This is a genomic window from Desulforegulaceae bacterium, from assembly GCA_034006035.1.
Classification (GTDB): Bacteria; Desulfobacterota; Desulfobacteria; order Desulfobacterales; family JACKCP01; genus JACKCP01.
In genome coordinates this window covers 21,525-40,361 of record JAVETN010000002.1, presented here as the reverse complement: position 1 = coordinate 40,361, position 18,837 = coordinate 21,525, and the positions used below count along the sequence as shown (strand labels likewise).

The window sequence follows — 18,837 nt, the reverse complement described above, 5'->3', positions numbered from 1 at the left end:
TTTTTGCAATAAAAACTAAGATCAAACTTTTGAAAATAAGAAGTGCTAAAAATAGCTTCTTTTTCCTTTATCCTTATTATATATTTCTTTGTATGAAAAAAAATTTGTTTATTTTAATATTAATTTTATACCCAAAGCCTTCCCTGGCTGATTCTTTTGATTTTAGAAGTATTACTTGGGGAATGCCTCGGGTTGAAGTGCTTGCAGCTGAAAAACTTAAGCCTCTTAAAGCAACAGATGATTATATCTCCTATAAATTTAGTTTGTTCAACCAAGAAGTTTTTTTGCTTTATGAGTTTGTTTCTAATAATCTTTTAAGTGCAAAATATGTTTATGAAAACCTGAAAAAGGAAAATCTAGACAAAATCTTGGATATACTTGAACTTAAGTATGAAAAAAGAAAAGCTGGCTCTGATTTTTATCTTTATGAAAACAATTCTACAATCATAGAAGTTGAATATGGAAATGATTATTTGAAGGTTTTATATAAAAGCAAAAGAATTCAAGATTTTGATTTGGAAAAGGAAAAGCGGAGAAGTGAGAATGAAAAAAAACACTTACTTTCTATTTTTTAAGTTTTTTTTTGTATTCTTTATCAATTCAGTCCAGTCTGAATCCTGGAAACAAAGAGAAAATAGTTTTTTTAAACAAAACTCCAATTGGATTAAACTTGAAGAAAACAAGAAGTTTTTGTTTTATGCCCGGGATAAAAGTTTTTTTCTAAGAGATTTGGGCTGGCAGACAGAAAACAATTCATGGGTTTTAAAAGATAAAAAATGGATGGACACGGAAAAAGAAAAAAATGATAAATTTAATTAAAAAAATACAGTCATTTTTTAAAAAAAGTAAAAACTTTAAAGGAAAAAAAGATCTAAATGATAATAAGGTAAATATTAATTTTGAACCCGAATTTAAAGAAAAGGAAGAAAGGGTTTTTCCAGAAAAACCTGATTCTTCTATAGATTCTGAGTCTGTTGATAAAGAAAAAATAAAAATTGCCCCTCCATTAAAAAAAATTTCGCGGAAAAAAAACAAAGCCCTTCAAAAAAAAAGAGCTAAAGAAAAAATTCGGCAGATTTCCATGGAAGATGACCTTTACGAGCTTTTTACAGGAAAGAAAAATCCTGGAATTAAAGAATATAGTCCATCTGAAACAATCAGGTATTCAAAACCTGACAAAAACTGTTTGAAAACATCAATGCTCAAACCTCAAGAAATTGTGGATCTTCATGGGCTGAGTTTTTTAGAAGCAGATAAAAGAATTGAAAATAAGATAATATCTGCAAAATACAAAGGGGTCGGTTCGGTTCAATTTATAACTGGTAAAGGAAAGCATTCAAAAAATATGAAACCAGTGCTCAGAGATCTTGCAGAGAAAAAAGCAGTTGAGATGAAAAAAAATGGGGAAATCTGTTCTTTTGCTTGGGAAAAAAAGCAAAAGAAAAAAAGCGGTGCAATTACTTTTTATTTAGTTTGACATTTCAACCTCAGTTTCAAAGGGTGGTTTCTTGTTTATAAAGGATGAAAGGCTTATAGCAGCACTAGGCTTTATATTAATGGCTATAAGCTTTGTTTGAAAGATTGAGCAGGCTTTTGAAAGCATACACAGCCAATCATAATAGACTTCATCAATAATAAGAATTTTATTAAGATCATAGTAAAGCTTAGGTACAGGTGTTTTGAAAAGGCTGTTACTTATTGTTTCAATCATTGGCCCAGGGCAAAGAGGATCAAGATTATCATAGGGTTCCATAAGAAGTGAGCTTGAACCAAGTTTTGTCAAGTTAAATCCCAAGTTACTTTTCATTTGTTAACCTGTAGTTCCCCTGATAGTTTTTAAGTTGTACTTAAATCTTATTTACTTTAATTCCAAGTATGGAAAATGCTTGCTTAAGCCCTTCTGCCAAAGTTGAATTTGTCTGGATTTCATCAAGGTTTAAATTAAGGTTTGCAAGAGAGCTTGCAATTGCCGGTCGTATTCCTGTCATAATTGCTGTTGAGCCCATAAGAGCTGTGGCACGGATGACCTGGATTAGATGGTGCATCACCTGAGTGTCTATGCTGCTTACCCCTGTAAGATCAAGGATGATTACCTTGGCTCTTTTTTCTTCAATTCTTTTAAGAAGTTTTCCCATTAGATCCATTGCTCTTACTGAGTCAAGTGTTCCTATTACAGGCAAAGACAAAACCCCGTCCCAAATTTCTGTTATGGGAGTTGAAACCGCAAGAAATTCTTCTTTTTGTGCTTGTAAAGCACCTTCTCTTTCCTCTTGATAAAGCCTAAATGCGTCCATTACAATATTGTTGAAAAATTTTAAGAGGAATAAAAATTCACGGTCATTTTTTTCGTTTTCGTAATTTACAATTTCGCTCATGAATGTGTACTGGATATAATGCATCAGTTGAAGAAACGACTCTGTGCTTCCTCCCCTCATTTGTATTTTGGCATTGACTGTAGCCATGAGATGCTTCAGGGCATTTAAGGTTTCTTCTGGCATTGCTTTTGACTCTCCAAGGAGTGAAGCAAAAAGCTCAACAAGCTCATAGGTATAGTCATGAATCTCTTCGTCTGTTAAAAGCTTTTCTTTTGCCAGGCTTGAATTGCCGGCATCTATAATTTTTTCTGTTACAGAAGACAAATCTATTTTTTTTAAGATTTTTTTTCCATATTTTTTTAACTCCATCATATCTGCTCCTTGTCATGTTTTACTATAAAAAGACTTTTATCATCATTTCTTCTTGAAAATAAATTTCCTAAAAGATAGGCAGTCATTTGGGGATGCTTGGTTAAAAGACCCGGATAATGTGAGAAATCAAAGCTTTGGGAGATTCCGTCAGATATTGTCATTATAAGATTGCCCGGATCAATTTTTCCCCTATAACTTTTCATTTGCATATCAGCTTCACCAAGGGTGCGGTTTTTAAGGAGGACTGATTTTTGTTTGCCTTCAGGACTTAATATTTTAATTAAAACATTTCCACAGCCTGAATATAAAAAATTGCCAGAGTTATCAAGAAAAATTGAAACGCCGTTGGCCATTTTTTTACCATAAAGATTTTTATTGAGATCTGCAATTGTTTTTTCAGGTTCAAGTTTTCCTATTGGAATTTTGTTTGCAATTACACCACTTAAAGATGCGTTTTTTCCGTGGCCAACACCGTCAATATGAAGCCATACAAGATTATTATCATTAAATTCAAAGTTTATGAAATCACCATTGTAAATATCATCATTAAGAGCCCTGATAAAAACTCCTGTTTTTGGATAAGCTTTGGGAGCCTGGTTTTTTTTGGGATAGAATCTGCACCAGACTGCAGTTCCCTTCCAAATATCTTTGTTATCTTTTTTTGTAGTTTTTGTATAAATTTCAAAAATATCAGAGGCCCTCATTATGGTGCCAAGTCCGTGTCCAAGGGTATTTGATGTTGAAAAACCATCAACCATTGCCTTTGAAATGTTTTTTATTCCAGGGCCCATGTCATAGCCAAAGATATCAAGACAGTGATCTGGTTTTTTGTGCTCCCAGATCTGAACAATTCCTGCACCCAGGGAATATTTGAGCTGGTTTGTCATGATTTCACTTGCAGCAAGTAAAATCATATTTGAGGCAGATTCAGAAAACTCAAGCCTTGACGCCACCGCTTTGATTTTACTTTTTGTAAGAATTTGGGTGCTTTGGTCGCTTACAAGTCCATTAAGAAGAAGCTTTACTTTTTCCATTAAATAAAATTTCCAATGATGATGCAGATGGGTCTTCAGTTTTTGGAGACTTGAATGCACATGTTATTGAACCACGTCCTTGATCCTTTGAAAAATATAAGGCCATATCAGCCCTTTTGGTTATTGTTTCAGGTGTGTCTTTTTTGCTGGCTTTTGTATAACCAATGCTGATTCCCTGCTGAATTCCTTCCATAATTTTTTTGGAAATTCTTAAGGCTGCATTTTCGTTAGAAAAAATAATAATTGCAAATTCATCTCCTCCTATCCTGAAAGCAAGGTCGGTTTTTTCTCTGATGGAGTTAGTCATATTCATTGCCATTGATTTTAAGACTTTGTCCCCGAAACTATGCCCATAAGTGTCATTTATTATTTTAAAATGATCCAAATCAAGGTAAAGAAGGCAAAAAACCTTATTTTGCATCCTGAGAGCATCAAGGGAAGAGTTTATCTGTTTTGTATATGCTCTTCTGTTAAAAAGACCTGTTAGAGGGTCTGTTTCAGCTTTTATCATATACTCTTTTAGTTTTTCTTTTCTTGACTCCAATTGTTTTTCTATTTGTTTAATTTCTTTTTGTGCTTCTTTTTTAGCATTTTCAAAACGGTTTTTTATTTTTAGATTCTGAAGCCTTAAAAGTTCTGGAGATGCACTGGAAAGCTCTTCGTTAAAAAAGTTTTTCAAGAAATTTATTTTTTCCTTTGACGGCAGGGAAGAAATTGATGCCAGAGCTTTTTTTTTAGAATTCCATTTTACAAAAAGCGAGGTTTGTTCAAGAATCAATGAAACTTTTACAGGATTTTCAGTTTGAAAAAAATCCTGTCTTATTTCTTTTGTCAGTTGCGGAATAATCTGAGCGACCCTGTAGTTTTTTTCAGACAATGACTCAACTCCTTTCATAAGAGAAGTGTTAAGTCTTTGGAAATCAGGTTCTGTGATCAGGTGTATGGTGAAAATTTCATCCATTTATTTTATTCCCAGAAGTTTCCGTTTCTTTTTTTTAAATCAATTATTTCAATTGAGTGATTTTTTAAAGTTAAAATATTAAGAAAAAAACTTACAATACTTATAAATAAAGCTCCGAATATAGAGGTGAAAAACCCCTGAACAGTAAATCCTGGAATAAAAAAAGCTGTCATTTTAAGAATAACAGCATTGATAATAAAAATAAAAAGTCCAAGGGAGAAAAGAGTCAGGGGAAGGGTGAAGAAAATGAGAATTGGTCTTACAATCGAATTTAAAAGTCCAAGAATTAAGGCAGCAAAAAAGGCTGCAATTACACTGTCCACAACAATTCCTTTAAAAAACACTGCTGTTACAAGTATGGCAAGGGTTTGTACAAAAACTTTAAACCAAAAATATTTATTATCCATATCCTACCTTTGCTTAGTTTGAGTCGTTGAGTATTTTGTTTTAAAATCAACTAACTTAAACAAAATTCATCTTTAAGGTCAATCAATAAGTTGTAAGGATAAACAGGAGGTTAAATTTTTGTTTTTGTAAAAAACTTAGTTTCAGCCATCAATGTTTTTAAGATTTTCAACCCCTGTTGAAATATCATAAAGAAATTCTTTGTCTAAAACTTTTATTTTTCTTTTATCCACTTCTATCAGCCCTGCTTTTGAAAACCTACCCAATGTTCTTGAAAGAGTTTCCTGGGTTGTTCCAAGTACTTTTGAAAGCTGACCTTTGGAAAATTCCAGAATTATCTTATTTTTTTTACCCTGGGCTTTTTCTTGGATGAGAATATATGATGCAAGTCTTTCCGGAAGCTCCTTAAGTGTGAGATCTTCTACCAATCTTGTAAATTCTTTTAGCCTTAAAGATAAAACAGCCAGCATATTCATTGCAGTAGAGGGATCTTTTTTAAAGATTTCAAGAAGTTCTTTTTTAGGGATGTAAATAATTTCAGACTTTGAAATAGTCTGGGCATTGGCGGGGAACCCTGTATCTGCAAAAACAGCTGCTTCACCAAAAGGCTCTCCCCTGGAAAAAATATGGAAGATCTGTTCTTTTCCTTCCTCTGACATTTTAAAAATTTTTACTTTTCCTGTTTTTATAAGATAGAGGCCGTTGGCAGGGTCATTGTCAAAAAAAATCATCTGATTTGGATCATATGATTTAAGAGTACAGATTTTAAGAAGTTTCTGAATCTGTTCATTGGACAAAGACTTAAACATAAGTGTGATTTTAAGAGTTTTTTCCATAATATTTCTTTAAATTTGATCCAGGTCAAAGATTAATAGTTCAATAAAGTTATAGTTAATCTAAAATTGATTAAACTTCAAGCTCACTTAATTTGTTTAGCTGATAAGTGAAAAGTAAAACTGATAATCACCCAATAACTGATTCCGGAGAAAAAAAGATGATGATAAAAAGAAAAATAATAAAAATAAATGAAGACCTATGCAATGGATGTGGAAACTGCGTTCTTGATTGTGCTGAAGGTGCAATAGAAATTGTAAATGGGAAAGCAAAAATTATTTCAGATAACTTATGTGACGGCCTTGGAGCCTGTATGGGAAGCTGTCCTGAAAATGCCATGGAAATTATAGAAAGACAAGCTTTGGAGTTTGATGAAGAAGCTGTGAAAAAGCATCTTGAAAATCAGTCAGCACCCAAATGTCCTTCTTTTGCAATGAGTCCTTTTCAGGGCAAAGGAACCCTTTCAAACTGGCCTGTTCAGATTTCACTTATTTCAGCTGATTCAAAAGTTTTTGATAATTCAGACCTTCTTGTGGCAGCCGATTGTGTTCCAGCTTCCTGCAGAAATTTTCATGAAGAAATTGTGGGAGGCAAAAAGCTTATGATAGGATGCCCAAAGCTTGATAATATCGATGAATATATTGAAAAACTTGGATTGATTTTTTCAAAGAACAATCTAAATTCCCTTACTCTTGCCAGGATGGAAGTTCCCTGCTGTTCAAAAATGGAAATTATTTTAACAAAGAGCATAGAAAAGTCAGGCAAAGAAATTAAATTTGATATGATTACAATATCAAGGGAGGGAAAAATCATTTAATCGGGTCAAGATTTTGAATGGATCTTTGTCCGGGGTAAACTAAACTAAAAGGTTTACCCTTTACTTTAGTTCAAGAATCTGGAAAAATTGTTATTTCAACTGACTAATAATTATGTTTAGGAGGAAAAATGAATGATTTTTCTCAGTTTTTAAAAGAAAGAAGATCCATTAGGAAATTTCTTGACAAACCCATTGAAAAGGAAGTTGAAAAGGAGCTTCTTGAAGCTGTGAGGTGGTCTCCATCATGGGCAAATACTCAGTGCTGGGAAATAATTGTTGTAAGAGACAGTGAAAAAAGAAAGGAAATTCAGGGAGCTTTTTTTGGGAAAAACCCTGCAATCAAGGCAATTATTTCAGCCCCGCTTCTTTTTGCTTTTTGCGGCAAAAAAAAGATGTCTGGTTATTATAACAATGAAGCCCCTACAATACTTGGGGACTGGTTTATGTATGATCTTGGGATAGCAACCCAGAGTTTTTGCCTCTGTGCTCATTCAAAGGGTTTGGGGACAGTTATTACAGGACTTTTTGATCATAAAAAAGTAGAAAAAATTTTAAATCTTCCAGATGATATCAATGTTGTAAGTCTGGTTCCTGTTGGTTACCCTGACCAAGCTCCAAAACCGCCCAAGAGAAAAGAATTGTCTTCCTTTGTTTATAATGATTTTTATGGAAACAAGATTTGAAATTAATAATAATCAGGCTGTGATTTAATTTTAAGTCACAGCCTTTGTTTTTAATTTTAGAAAAGAGCTGAAAGGGATAAGTTAGCGAGTTTTGAGTTTAATCTAATAGTTTTGATGATGCCTTATTTCAAAAAGTTGGAGCTGATGGATAAATTTGCCTAAAATTTCCTCATGACTTCTCTCCCAATGGCCAAATTTGAATCCTATAAGAATGTATCTTTCATTGAATTTTCTGTTTATTCTTACAGTTTTTATTCTGTTAAAAATTTTTTTAATTTCTGGAAGATCTTTTTCAGTACCGGGACTTTTCATCACTATGCCGATTTTTCCAAGATCATTTAATTCGAGTTCAATTAAGGGGTTTTTTCTTCTATCCAGCGAATTTGGAATAAGAATTCCCATACCTGTAAGCGAAATATCATAAATCCTGAAGTTTTTCCCTGAAATATAGTCCTTGTTTTTTAAAATGATTTTTGCCATTACGGAATAGACGTTGTTTGGCTTAATTCTAAAAGCAGATCTTATGTTAGCCTCAGACACCTTGCCTGAATAAGTAATCTTTAATGCAGGTTCTGTGGTTTGGTTGTTTAGTTTGTAATTATCAATAAAACCAGTGATAGAGCCTTTAATCCCAAATCTTGTTCTTTGGTTTAGTTCATTGTTTTTTAAAGTGGTGATATGAAGTGTCTCATAGGAATAAAATTTCCCTGTATTCGGGGTTGTCTGGGATACAATAATTTCTTTTTTTTTTGGGTTAAGATCAAAGATAATAGAATTCCTTGATACTGGAGAAAGAGAATCAATGTTAAACACTATTTCAATAGGTTTTCCCGGGACAAAAATTTTTTCTGGAGTATAAGTCATATTATTTGTTTATTTTTAATTGTTAGGTAACAATTTTTACCATAGAAAAACCACTTTATCAAAGTTATAAATACCAGAATAACCTAAAATCAGATCTATATTTAAACCTAAACATAAATTTTAATCTTACAGTTTTTTGAGTTCAAAAATTTCAATTTAATGGGCAAAAGGGCATCTAAGATATTTTTTTGCAAATTTTATAATCAGGGTTTAAATTAAAAAACACAAAAAATTTATCCAAGAGCTCTGAGGCCTACTGCTTTTTTGATTTTTTTAAGCATGGGTATAGCTTCTTCCCTTGCTTTTAAGCCACCTTTTATTAAGGTTTCTTCCACAATAGAAGGGTTTTTTATCAGATATTCATATTGTTTTCTTGGTTCTTTTAGCTGATCATTTAAAAGTTCAAACAAAGTTAATTTCATTTCACCCCAGCCTATTCCTTCTGAATATCTTTTTTTAATTTCCTCAATCTGATTTTTATCAGCAAAGGCAGAGTAGATTTCAAAAAGAGTGCAATCCTTTGTATCTTTGGGTTCTTCGGGCGGCTGGGAATTTGTTGTAATTTTATTTATCATTTTTTTAAGTTTTTTTTCAGTGTCAAAAAGTGGAATGGTATTTCCGTAGCTTTTACTCATTTTTCTTCCGTCAAGCCCTTTTAGAACAGCTGCGTTTTCATCGGTTAATGCTTGTGGAAGGGTAAATAATTCTTCATATAAATGATTAAACCTCATTCCGATATCCCTTGCCATTTCAAGGTGCTGGATCTGATCTTTTCCAACAGGCACAAGGTCTGCCTTGAAAATAAGAATATCGGCTGCCATAAGAATAGGGTAGCTGAAAAGCCCCATGGTGATTCCTTTATCGGGATCCTTTGCTTTTTGTTCAATGTTTTCAGCCACAGAAGCTTTATATGCATGGGCTCTGTTCATCAGCCCCTTGGCTGTAAGGCAGCTTAATATCCAGGTAAGTTCTGAAATTTCTGGAATATCAGATTGTCTGTAAAAATATGCGTTTTCAGTGTCAAGCCCAAGTGCCAGCCAGGTTGCGGCAACTTCAAGGCTTGATTGGTGGACTTCTTTAGGATTCTTGTTTTTTATCAGAGCATGGAGGTCAGCAAGAAAATAAAATGATTTATTTTCCAGGTTCTTGCTTGCTTCAATTGCAGGCTTTATTGCTCCTGCATAATTGCCAAGATGAGGTGTTCCTGTTGTTGTAATTCCTGTTAAAATTCTTGTTTTTTTCATTACCTGTTCCTGATTATTGTTTTTAAAAATTAAATGAGGTTTACAAATATCTTTTGGCAAAGTCAAACTCATCGTTAAAAGTTTTTATATTTCCGTCGATTTTTTCAAGAAGAATCTTTTCAAGAATTTCTCCAAATATAGGACCGGGTTTAAAACCAAGAGTTTTAAGCTCCTTACCTTTAATCTGGATTGTTGTTTTTTTAAGTTCTGTAAAAAATAAAACAATATTTTGTTTTATTTTCTCATCTTTTGTTATTGAAAGAAGGTAGAGTAGGGTTTCAGTTTTGAATTTGGAAAGTTTCAGGTAAACTTTACTTCTTTCTATTTCCCGATTTTTTTTCATCCATCCTATCACCTCTTGTGCCTTAAAATTTTCTTTTGTAAAAATTTCCATGATTTTTGGGGGAAGCTTGAATTTTGTGCATATAGATTCTTTTGTTTCAGAATTTAAGTTGTGAATAAGTCCTGAAAAGTAAACCATCCACCTGTTTATTTGAGTTTCTGGATCGTTAAGGGAAAACCAGTTGATTGTTTTTTGGGAAGACTCTATTATTTCACGGTTTCTGTCTGAGAATTCAAATTCGCTGTGAATTGCATGAAAAAGGCCAAAGCTTGCAATTCGTTCTATTGCAGGAAGAGGGTTTTCCTCCATCAATATATATTTTAGCTCACTGAAAACCCTTGGGCCGCTTAGTCTTTTGAAAAATTCCATATCAATTGCGTTTTTGATCAGTTTTTCAGTAAATTTTCCAATTTTAAAATTAAACCTTTGTTCAAATCTTACAGCACGAAATATTCTTGTGGGGTCTTCCACAAAAGAAAGATTATGAATTATTCTTACTACCTTGTCTTTTAGATCCCTTTGTCCAAAAAAATAATCTATGAGTTTTCCATAATTTGTTGTGTTGAGCTGAACTGCAAGTGTATTTATGGTAAAATCCCTTCTGTAAAGATCCAGCTTGAGTGAACTCATTTCAATTTCAGGAAGAGCTGCCGGAGAAGAATAAAACTCTGTCCTTGCTGTAGCCACATCAATTTTAAGGCCGTCTTCAAGGGAAACAACAGCTGTATTGAATTTTTCATGGGGGCTTATCCTGGCATTGAGGGATGCTGCAAGCTTGTTGGCAAAGTGAATTCCATTGCCTTCAACAACAATATCAATGTCAAATTCGTTTTTGTTTAAATAAAGGAGAACATCCCTTACAAAACCGCCCACAACATAGGCATTTATATTGGAGTCATCAGCTGTTTTGCCTATATGTTTTAAAAGATTAACTATTTTATCGGGGAGCCTGTCTTTTAAAGTGTTTGAAATGTTTTTTGTAGCCGGAGAAAGGGAGTAAAGTGTTGAATCCTGGATAAAAGGACCTTCCCTGAAATTGCTGACTATATGGTGTAAAAGATCGGTTCTTGTAAGAACTCCTGCAAGTTCGCCTTTGTTGTTTCTAACAGGGAGGATTCTTTGTCTGTTTCCAATTATTTTTTCTTCTATTTCAGAGATAGGAGCATCTTCTGATACCTCCATAAAGTCAGTACTCATAAATTTTTTTACAGGGACATTGATTATATTGTGATATTTTGCCTTTTCAACAACCTGACGGGAAATAATTCCCTTTAGAATTTCACTTTCATCAACTGCAAGAAGTGCGTTTATATTGTATTTGGTTAAGATTTTTGAAGCATTGCCAATAGTGTCTTCGGTCTTAATTTTAAGAGGAGGGGAAGACATGAGATTTTTTGCTTTGAAATTTGATTTAAGATATTTTCTTATCCCGGTGAGTAAAAGATCTCTTGTCTGTGAAAGAGTTTTTTTCCCTATTGAAGCTGAGCCTGCAAAAGGGTGGCCTCCTCCTTTGAAAGTTTTTAAAATCTTACCTATATTAAGTTCCGAAGAGCTGCTTCTTCCTATAACAAAGACCTTGCTTTCCATTCTAGCTGCAACAAAAACCGCATCTTTTGATTCCATTTTATTGAGCTTATGTGTTAAAAATCCAAGATCTGGAATATAATGATCTCTTGAAACAGTTGAGATCACAATATTTAAGTTGTTTATTCTGTATGAGATAGAGTTTTCCACCATATCATTTAACAAAGAAAGCTGTTCAGGAGATATTTCCTTTGAAATAATATTTGAGATAAATTCTGTATCTGCACCTTTGTCCCTTAAAAAGCCTGCAATTTTAAGATCTTTTCCTGTTGTTGAATTAAATTTGAAGGAGTTTGTGTCTTCATAGATTCCAAGGCTTAAAATTGTAGCTTCTTCAGGTGTTATTTCAATGTTTTTTTCTAAAAGCAGCTGGGTGAGTATTGTTGCTGTTGCTCCTGTTTTTTCATAAAGTTCAAAATCTGCTTTTATATCTGAGTCTGTTCTTTCATGGTGGTCGTAAATGTCTATTGAAATTTCTTTTTTGTCAGCAAGTTTTGCAATTTCACCCAGTCTTCCCCTTTGTCTTGTGTCAACAATAACAAGTTTTTTTATTTTGTAATTATCCAGTTCTTTTAGCGAGATAATATTAAAAAGATGGGCTAGAGACTGAATAAAAAACCGCTTTAAAACTCCTTTGCCTTCGTGGTGAAAAACTATTTTTGAGTCAGGATAAAGTTTTTGAGCTGCAAGCATTGATGCAACACCGTCAAGATCAGCATTTGTATGGGTGGCTATTAGTGTGATTTCTTTTTTTTTGTTCAAGTGGAGTTCCTGATCTTTATAATGGTTGATTTGAGCAAATTATCTTCACATAAACAAAGTTGTTTATCAATGAGAGAGTCTAAAGCTTAAAGAGCTGGTGTTGTATTTATCAATATAAAATATTTATAAAAACTTAAGGATCTTAAATTGAAAAAAATCCAAAGGTTTAAGGGCTGAATCAAGCTTTTAACAGAAGCAAAAAACTCTATTATATCTGGCAGATTGAGGTGGAAAACAGCTCCTCTCTTTCTTTTGTCATTCTTTGGAAACCCGAATTTTCCATAAACTCAATAGCTGGTTCAATACCTTTTTCAAAAACAAAGACAAAGACTTCATTGTTTTCTTTTATGGACATTTCATTTCCAAAGGGAATTATTTTTCCTTTTTTACTAATGGCTGCAAAAAACATAGTTTCAGGGGCATTTTTTGCAAAGTTTGAAGCTTTGATTTCCTTACCGTCCATATTTTTCCATAATTGGAGTCTTACCTGTTGTTTTTTGAATCTTCCAGACCAGAGAACAATGTCAAGAGGTTTGGCAAATAAAAGCTTTGTTTTTGAATTATAAAGCATGTTTTCTGTAAGGGAACTAGTTGCCTTTTTCATGGCAGAATATAATCCGATATTTTTTACATTTGCCCTTACATTTTGAATAAACATATAGTTTACTTCCTCGTTTCCAGTAAGAGCTATTGCTCCAAGCCTCATTTCAATTTCTGCTCGTTTAAGATATCTTGACTGGAGTCCGTTCCCATAGATTACTTTTGTGCAATCTTTTTCCGCTTCTTTGCAGTGATCTGCATTTGAATCTATACACACAACCTCCTGACCCGACTCTTTAAGTATCTTTGCCATACTTCTGGCTGTTTCGTTTGCCCCCAGAATAACCCATCCAATTCCTGAAGATCTTTTAAGGCCCAAAAGAGCTGCTGCTGTTTCTCCAGTTAGACCAGCCCATATAACAGTGATAGCTATCACAAGAAACACAAGGGCTCGAAGCTCTATTCCTCCGCTTATTCCGGCATGACTCATTTCGGCTGCAAAAAAAGATGCTATTGCTGCTGCTACAATTCCCCTTGGGCCAATCCATGAAATAAAGATTTTTTCTTTTATATTGAATTCAGAAAAAGCTGTGCCTGCAAAGACAGCAAGGGGCCTTACAATGAAGATTAGAAACATCACTGTTATAACCCCGGGAATTCCCAGATTTATAATACTTTCTATTCTTACATCTGCTGACAAGAGAACAAAAAGCATTCCTATGAGCATGATGGTTATTTCTTCTTTAAATTCTGTTAAGTTATGCTGAACATGGGTGCTGTAGTTTCCCATTATAATTCCTGCAATAGTTACTGCTGCAAGACCACTTTCAGATAAAAATGCATTGGTTGCCTGAAACAGGAAGAGGATCATACAAAGAATGAAAACATTTTCCATTCCTTCAGGTATGAGGTTCTTTTTTTTAAAAATATAAACAAACACAAAGCCTGAAACAGCACCGGCAAATGAGCCTATTCCAATTCTTGAAGCAATTCCAAGAATCCAGATTCCAGGTGAGCCTGAAAAACTTTGCATTGCCGCCTCAAATGCAACTATAGCTATAACAGCACCAATTGCATCAATTAAAATCCCCTCTGCTTCAAGAAGGGTTGCAACTGAACGCTTTACTTTTATTCTTTTTAACAGTGGGTTTATAACAGTGGGTCCTGTTACTATGACAAGGGTGCCAAACAACACTGCAGTCTGCCAGGGCCAATTCATTATATACTTTGCTGCCACACTCCCTGCACAGGCAGTTGTTATACAGCCGGATAAAAGCAGAAAACGGATGGATTTTTGTTCTCTTTTAAGTCTTGAAAATTTTAAGTTCATCCCCCCTTCAAAAAGAATTACTGCTACAGCAAATCCAGTTATTATAGTAAGACCTTTACCAAGGGATTCAGGCCTTACGATTCCAAAAACATCAGGGCCCAGAATAACTCCTGAAAATAAAAGAATGACAATACCTGGTATTTTCATGTGGTGGGAAAGGATTTGAGATAAAATTCCTGCGACAAGAGCAAGCCCTATTGTAAGACCCGGGTTTAAGAAAATATCCTGGAACATTATTGCTCTCCTTAAGGGGTTGGTTAGATTTATTTTCAGCTTAGAAAAAAAGTTGTTTTCGGGCAATGATTAAGTTTTAAATAAAAAATTTCTTATAAAGAGGATAATTGCAAGAATTAAAGTTTTATGGTAGTAAAAATTAAAAATTAGTCCTGTTTTTACAAGATAAATTTGAATTATAAAAACTAGCTCCGGGTTGAGTCTGGGAAATACCTTAAGGCTTTTTATTTTTAACAATTATAGATAGTAAATTATAAAAAAAATTTAAATCAAGGAGCAGCTGATGCCTGTATATATCTGGAAAGGTAAAAACAGAAAAAACAGAACAATTAAAGGCGAAATGGAAGGCTCCAGTGCAGATGCCGTTCGTTCAAGGCTTTTGAAACAGAGGATAACTCCTAAAAGCGTAAAGCCAAAGCCAAAGGACCTTTTTGAAAACATTGAATTCCTTCAACCCAAGGTGGAAACAAAGGATGTGATAGTGTTTTGTCGTCAGTTTTCAACCATGATTGATGCTGGAGTTCCTGTAGTTCAATGCCTTGACATTCTTTCTTCCCAGGAGGAAAATCCAACCTTTAAAAAAGTTTTGAAAAGTATAAAAGAGTCTGTTGAAAGCGGAGATACTCTTGCAAATGCCATGAAAAAACATCCTAAAGTTTTTAACAGTCTTTTTATAAATATGGTTGCAGCTGGAGAGGCCGGCGGTATTCTTGATGAAATTTTGAGAAGGGTTTCAGCCTATATGGAAAAAGCTGCCAAACTTAAAGCCCAGGTAAAAGGTGCTATGACTTATCCTCTGGTTACTATAATTATCGCCTTTGTTGTTGTAGCTGTAATTCTTGTTTTTGTAATTCCTGTTTTTGAGAAAATGTTTGCTGAGATGGGTCAAAGTCTCCCGGCTCCCACTCAGTTTGTAATAAATGCAAGTGACTTTGTTCAGGGTAATATCTGGTATATTCTCGGGGGTATAGCTGCTTTTATTTTTATATTTAAAAGAGTCTATAAAACTAAAAGAGGCAATTATTTTATAGATGACATCCTATTAAAACTTCCTGTTATAGGTATTTTGATAAAAAAAGTTGCTGTTGCAAACTTTACAAGAACAATGGGTACTATGCTTGCCTCCGGGGTTTCTATTCTTGATGCCCTTGATATTGTTGCAAAAACTTCTGGCAATGCAATTGTTGAGGAATCTGTGCTTGATGTAAAAGATGCTATTTCTGAGGGTCGTACAATGGCTGAACCCCTTGTGGAAAGCGGTGTTTTTCCCACAATGGTTTGCTCTATGATTTCAGTAGGTGAACAAACAGGGGCTCTTGAAAGTATGTTGGCTAAAATAGCCGATTTTTACGAAGAAGAAGTTGATCAGGCCGTGGAAAACCTTACTTCTCTTATTGAACCTTTTATGATTTCCTTTCTTGGTATTGTTGTTGGCGGGCTAGTGGTTTCAATGTATCTTCCTGTCTTTCAGATGGCAGGAGGGATTGCCTGATCAAAAACTATGGGGCTCTTCTGATTTTAATAAAACAATAGACTTTCAGGTTTGTCTCTAAATTCAAAACATTTAAAATCCTTCAGGCTTTCATAATTTTTAAAAAGAAAGCCTGATTTAGGTGGAAACAGCTTGACAGATAAAACTAAAAAACTAAGTTTTTATGAAAAAAGCCTAAGTATGCGGCTCAAATGGCTTATGTTTTCCAGGCTGGTTTTTTCAATTCTTGTTATTTCAGGATTTTATTATTTTTATCTTTCAGGAACCAGCGCTTTTTCCCAGCAGATGGTTGGCCTTTATTTTTTTTCAGCATTTATAATTGTTCTGACTCTTTTTTACTCTTTAATTTTTAATTTTGTAAAAAATAAATTTGTTTTTTCCACAGTTCAAATAATTGTGGACACATTTCTTGTCACACTTCTTATTTATTTTACAGGAATCTATAATAATGTTTTTCAGTTTCTCTACCTTGTGATTATCCTTTATTCTTCAGCAATTTTGTTTGGAGCAAAGCCTTTTTGGGTAGCTGGAATTGTAAGTATCCAATATGGGCTTTTGGCCAATCTTCATTTTTATGGTTTTATTCGATGTTTTTTTTATGAATCAAATTCTGTCGATTATGAAGGCCCAGCAATATTTTTTCAGGTTTTTATTTTCATTCTCTCGTCTTTTGCAATTGCCTGGCTTTCAAGTATTTTGTCTGTTCAGCTGAAAAGGGCAAGGGGGGAACTTGAAAAAATGGACGAATATGTTGAAAGAGTCAAAAGGCTTGCAAGTGCAGGAGAAATTGCATCAGGCTTTGCCCATGAAGTTAAAAACCCAATGGCATCCTTAAGAGGTTCTATTCAGCTTTTAATTTCAGATATTGAAAAAAATAGGAAGGATGATGTAAAAAAACTTGGAGACATAATTTTAAGGGAATCAGGAAGGCTTGATCAGCTTGTAAATGATTTTTTGTATTTTGCAAGACCGGTTGGAAGCCAGAAGCAAAGACTAGTGCCTTCACTTCCAATAAGAGATTTATTAAATCTTCTTGGAGAAGATCAAGCTGTAAAAAATAGAGTTCAAGTTGTTTCAAAGCTTGATGATCAAGCAGTAATTGAAGCAGATCCTGACCATTTTAGGCAAATAATATGGAATATTCTTATAAATGCCTCCCAAGCTTGTGAAGGGAAGGGGTATATTTCAGTTAGACTTAAAATATTAAAAAGTCTTGTATATATTATTGTAGAAGACTCGGGCAGGGGAGTCAAAAAAGAGATAATTGAAAAGATTTTTGATCCGTTTTTTTCAACCAAAAAAAGTGGAAGCGGACTTGGCCTTTCAATTGTTGCTAGACTAGTTGAACTGAATGGGGGAAAAATTGAAATTAAAAACAGGGAAAATGTTTCCGGGCTCAAGGTTACCTTGATTTTTAATCGTTGCTGACATATAAAGTCTAGTTGCTTGACGTGTGATTTTAAATAAGTTACCTAAGTCAGATTGAAAAATTTTAACAAGAATAATAGATGGTGAAATATATGAGTGGTAAAAAAGACCTTCTTAATCAAAGAAGAGAAAAAAATAAAACAATTTCCGATTCAGGAGTTAATCTCTATCCAAATAATTTTAAGGTTGAAAATACAATTGGTGAAATTCGTTCAATTATTGAACAAACTCCTGAAAAATTAGGTGAAGAAGGCTTGAAGTTCACCATTGCAGGAAGGATGATGGCTGTTAATAAATTTGGTAAGTCCTCTTTTGCAAGAATTAAAGATGGGAGCGGGAAAATAATCCAGGCCTATCTGGCAAAAAACAGGATTGGAGAGGATTCTTATTCTCTTTTCAATCAGCTTGATATTGGAGATATTGTGGGGGTTTCAGGTCCGCTTTTTCAAACAAAAACAGGAGAATGGACAATCTATGTTGGTAAGTTCAATCTTTTGTCAAAATCTGTCAGGCCTTTGCCTGAAAAATTTCATGGGCTAAAAGATCCTGAAAAAAGATACAGAAGAAGATATGTTGATCTTATTATGAATGAAAATGTGAGAAACATTTTTGTTACAAGAGCAAAAATAGTTCAGACCATAAGAAATTTTTTAACAGAAAAAAATTTTCTTGAGGTTGAAACTCCAATGATGCAGCCCCTTGCAGGTGGTGCTGAAGCCACTCCTTTTGTAACTCACCACAATGCTCTTGATATGAAACTTTACCTAAGAATCGCTCCTGAGCTTTATCTTAAAAGACTTGTTGTAGGAGGATTTGACAGAGTTTTTGAAATAAATAGAAATTTTAGAAACGAGGGCGTTTCCACTAGGCATAATCCTGAATTTACCATGCTTGAATTCTACCAGGCATACTCAACATATAAGGATTTAATGGATCTTACAGAGGAGTTGTTTCTTAAAATTTCAAAAGAAGTTAGCGACTCACCTGAAGTTGAATATCAGGGAGAAAAAATTTCTTTTAAATCTCCATGGAAAAGAATTCCTCTTACCGAATCTTTATGTGAAATTGCAGGCATGGATAAATCTATTCTTTCAGACAAGGAAGGTCTTTTAAAATTTGCTGAGGAAAAAGGAGTTGCAATTACTAAGAAAGATAAAATCGGCAAGATTATAACCAAGCTTTTTGAATCTTTGGTTGAACCCAAGCTTATCCAGCCTACTTTTGTAACAGACTATCCGGTTGAAGTATCTCCTCTATCAAGAAGAAACGATGAAAATCCTGAATTTACAGAAAGATTTGAGCTTTTTATAGGCGGAAGAGAAATTGCCAATGGATTTTCCGAGTTAAATGATCCAGATGATCAAAGGGAAAGATTCCTTGATCAGGCAAGAAAAAGAGATGAAGGGGATCTTGAGGCCCATATGATGGATACAGACTATGTGGAAGCTCTTGAATATGGAATGCCGCCTACAGCAGGGGAAGGTATTGGGATAGATCGTCTTGTTATGCTTTTTACCAATGCGGCTTCAATAAGGGAAGTTATTTTTTTCCCCCATATGAGACCATCTTCTGAACAATAATTTTTTGGAAAAAAA

Annotated in this window: 18 protein-coding genes; 8 read left to right on the top strand and 10 right to left on the bottom strand. The window is 34.0% G+C overall.

Annotated features, from left to right (window positions below):
• Positions 1-104: 104 nt before the first annotated feature.
• The 3 genes from RBR53_02120 to RBR53_02110 are packed head-to-tail and all read left to right on the top strand — an operon-like array spanning position 105 to position 1,477.
• Positions 105-575 (top strand): hypothetical protein, encoded by a 471-nt coding sequence (locus RBR53_02120; GenBank protein MDY0131441.1) that lies wholly within the window; start codon positions 105-107, stop codon positions 573-575.
• Complete coding sequence (locus tag RBR53_02115) at positions 544-819, top strand: hypothetical protein (GenBank protein ID MDY0131440.1); 276 nt, start codon at positions 544-546, stop codon at positions 817-819. The genes RBR53_02120 and RBR53_02115 overlap by 32 nt, the downstream gene beginning before the upstream one ends.
• Positions 803-1,477 carry a Smr/MutS family protein gene (locus tag RBR53_02110; protein ID MDY0131439.1) on the top strand — a complete coding sequence of 225 codons (675 nt, stop codon included), beginning with the start codon at positions 803-805 and terminating at the stop codon, positions 1,475-1,477. Before RBR53_02115 ends, RBR53_02110 begins: the two co-directional genes overlap by 17 nt.
• On the opposite strand, the gene RBR53_02105 is transcribed toward RBR53_02110, so the two are convergent.
• The 6 genes from RBR53_02105 to RBR53_02080 all read right to left on the bottom strand — a co-directional run bounded on the left by RBR53_02105 (position 1,469) and on the right by RBR53_02080 (position 5,923).
• Entirely contained in the window at positions 1,469-1,807 is a 339-nt protein-coding gene (locus tag RBR53_02105) for a hypothetical protein (protein ID MDY0131438.1), read from the bottom strand. The genes RBR53_02110 and RBR53_02105 overlap by 9 nt on opposite strands.
• Before the next feature lie 40 nt (positions 1,808-1,847).
• Positions 1,848-2,687, bottom strand: coding sequence for an STAS domain-containing protein (locus RBR53_02100; protein MDY0131437.1), 840 nt, complete (start codon positions 2,685-2,687; stop codon positions 1,848-1,850).
• Positions 2,684-3,721 carry a hypothetical protein gene (locus tag RBR53_02095; GenBank protein MDY0131436.1) on the bottom strand — a complete coding sequence of 346 codons (1,038 nt, stop codon included), beginning with the start codon at positions 3,719-3,721 and terminating at the stop codon, positions 2,684-2,686. The genes RBR53_02100 and RBR53_02095 overlap by 4 nt, the downstream gene beginning before the upstream one ends.
• Positions 3,696-4,682 carry a GGDEF domain-containing protein gene (locus RBR53_02090; protein MDY0131435.1) on the bottom strand — a complete coding sequence of 329 codons (987 nt, stop codon included), beginning with the start codon at positions 4,680-4,682 and terminating at the stop codon, positions 3,696-3,698. The genes RBR53_02095 and RBR53_02090 overlap by 26 nt, the downstream gene beginning before the upstream one ends.
• 5 nt (positions 4,683-4,687) lie before the next feature.
• Complete coding sequence (locus tag RBR53_02085; GenBank protein MDY0131434.1) at positions 4,688-5,089, bottom strand: phage holin family protein; 402 nt, start codon at positions 5,087-5,089, stop codon at positions 4,688-4,690.
• A 141-nt stretch (positions 5,090-5,230) separates the two neighbouring features.
• On the bottom strand, positions 5,231-5,923 hold the full coding sequence (locus RBR53_02080; protein MDY0131433.1) for a Crp/Fnr family transcriptional regulator: 693 nt from the start codon (positions 5,921-5,923) through the stop codon (positions 5,231-5,233).
• Positions 5,924-6,081: 158 nt separating this feature from the next.
• On the opposite strand from RBR53_02080, the gene RBR53_02075 reads away from it, so the two are divergent.
• The gene (locus RBR53_02075) at positions 6,082-6,738 is read left to right on the top strand and encodes a 4Fe-4S ferredoxin (protein ID MDY0131432.1); all 657 of its coding nucleotides are present in this window, start codon (positions 6,082-6,084) and stop codon (positions 6,736-6,738) included.
• Between the two features lie 128 nt (positions 6,739-6,866).
• Positions 6,867-7,421: a nitroreductase family protein gene (locus tag RBR53_02070; protein ID MDY0131431.1), complete on the top strand. Its 555-nt coding sequence runs from the start codon at positions 6,867-6,869 to the stop codon at positions 7,419-7,421.
• 102 nt (positions 7,422-7,523) lie between these two features.
• On the opposite strand, the gene RBR53_02065 is transcribed toward RBR53_02070, so the two are convergent.
• The 4 genes from RBR53_02065 to RBR53_02050 form a co-directional block, all read right to left on the bottom strand.
• The gene (locus RBR53_02065) at positions 7,524-8,285 is read right to left on the bottom strand and encodes a PilZ domain-containing protein (GenBank protein ID MDY0131430.1); all 762 of its coding nucleotides are present in this window, start codon (positions 8,283-8,285) and stop codon (positions 7,524-7,526) included.
• 233 nt (positions 8,286-8,518) lie between these two features.
• A complete protein-coding gene (locus RBR53_02060) occupies positions 8,519-9,529 on the bottom strand; it encodes a tryptophan--tRNA ligase (GenBank protein MDY0131429.1) in 1,011 nt (336 codons plus the stop codon).
• A gap of 40 nt (positions 9,530-9,569) precedes the next feature.
• Positions 9,570-12,218 carry a CBS domain-containing protein gene (locus RBR53_02055; GenBank protein ID MDY0131428.1) on the bottom strand — a complete coding sequence of 883 codons (2,649 nt, stop codon included), beginning with the start codon at positions 12,216-12,218 and terminating at the stop codon, positions 9,570-9,572.
• A 208-nt stretch (positions 12,219-12,426) separates the two neighbouring features.
• Positions 12,427-14,322: a sodium:proton antiporter gene (locus RBR53_02050; protein MDY0131427.1), complete on the bottom strand. Its 1,896-nt coding sequence runs from the start codon at positions 14,320-14,322 to the stop codon at positions 12,427-12,429.
• Between the two features lie 283 nt (positions 14,323-14,605).
• On the opposite strand from RBR53_02050, the gene RBR53_02045 reads away from it, so the two are divergent.
• The 3 genes from RBR53_02045 to lysS all read left to right on the top strand — a co-directional run bounded on the left by RBR53_02045 (position 14,606) and on the right by lysS (position 18,822).
• Positions 14,606-15,814 (top strand): type II secretion system F family protein, encoded by a 1,209-nt coding sequence (locus tag RBR53_02045; GenBank protein MDY0131426.1) that lies wholly within the window; start codon positions 14,606-14,608, stop codon positions 15,812-15,814.
• 132 nt (positions 15,815-15,946) lie between these two features.
• Positions 15,947-17,242: an ATP-binding protein gene (locus RBR53_02040; GenBank protein ID MDY0131425.1), complete on the top strand. Its 1,296-nt coding sequence runs from the start codon at positions 15,947-15,949 to the stop codon at positions 17,240-17,242.
• 83 nt (positions 17,243-17,325) lie between these two features.
• Positions 17,326-18,822, top strand: coding sequence for a lysine--tRNA ligase (gene lysS / locus RBR53_02035; protein MDY0131424.1), 1,497 nt, complete (start codon positions 17,326-17,328; stop codon positions 18,820-18,822).
• Positions 18,823-18,837: the final 15 nt, after the last annotated feature.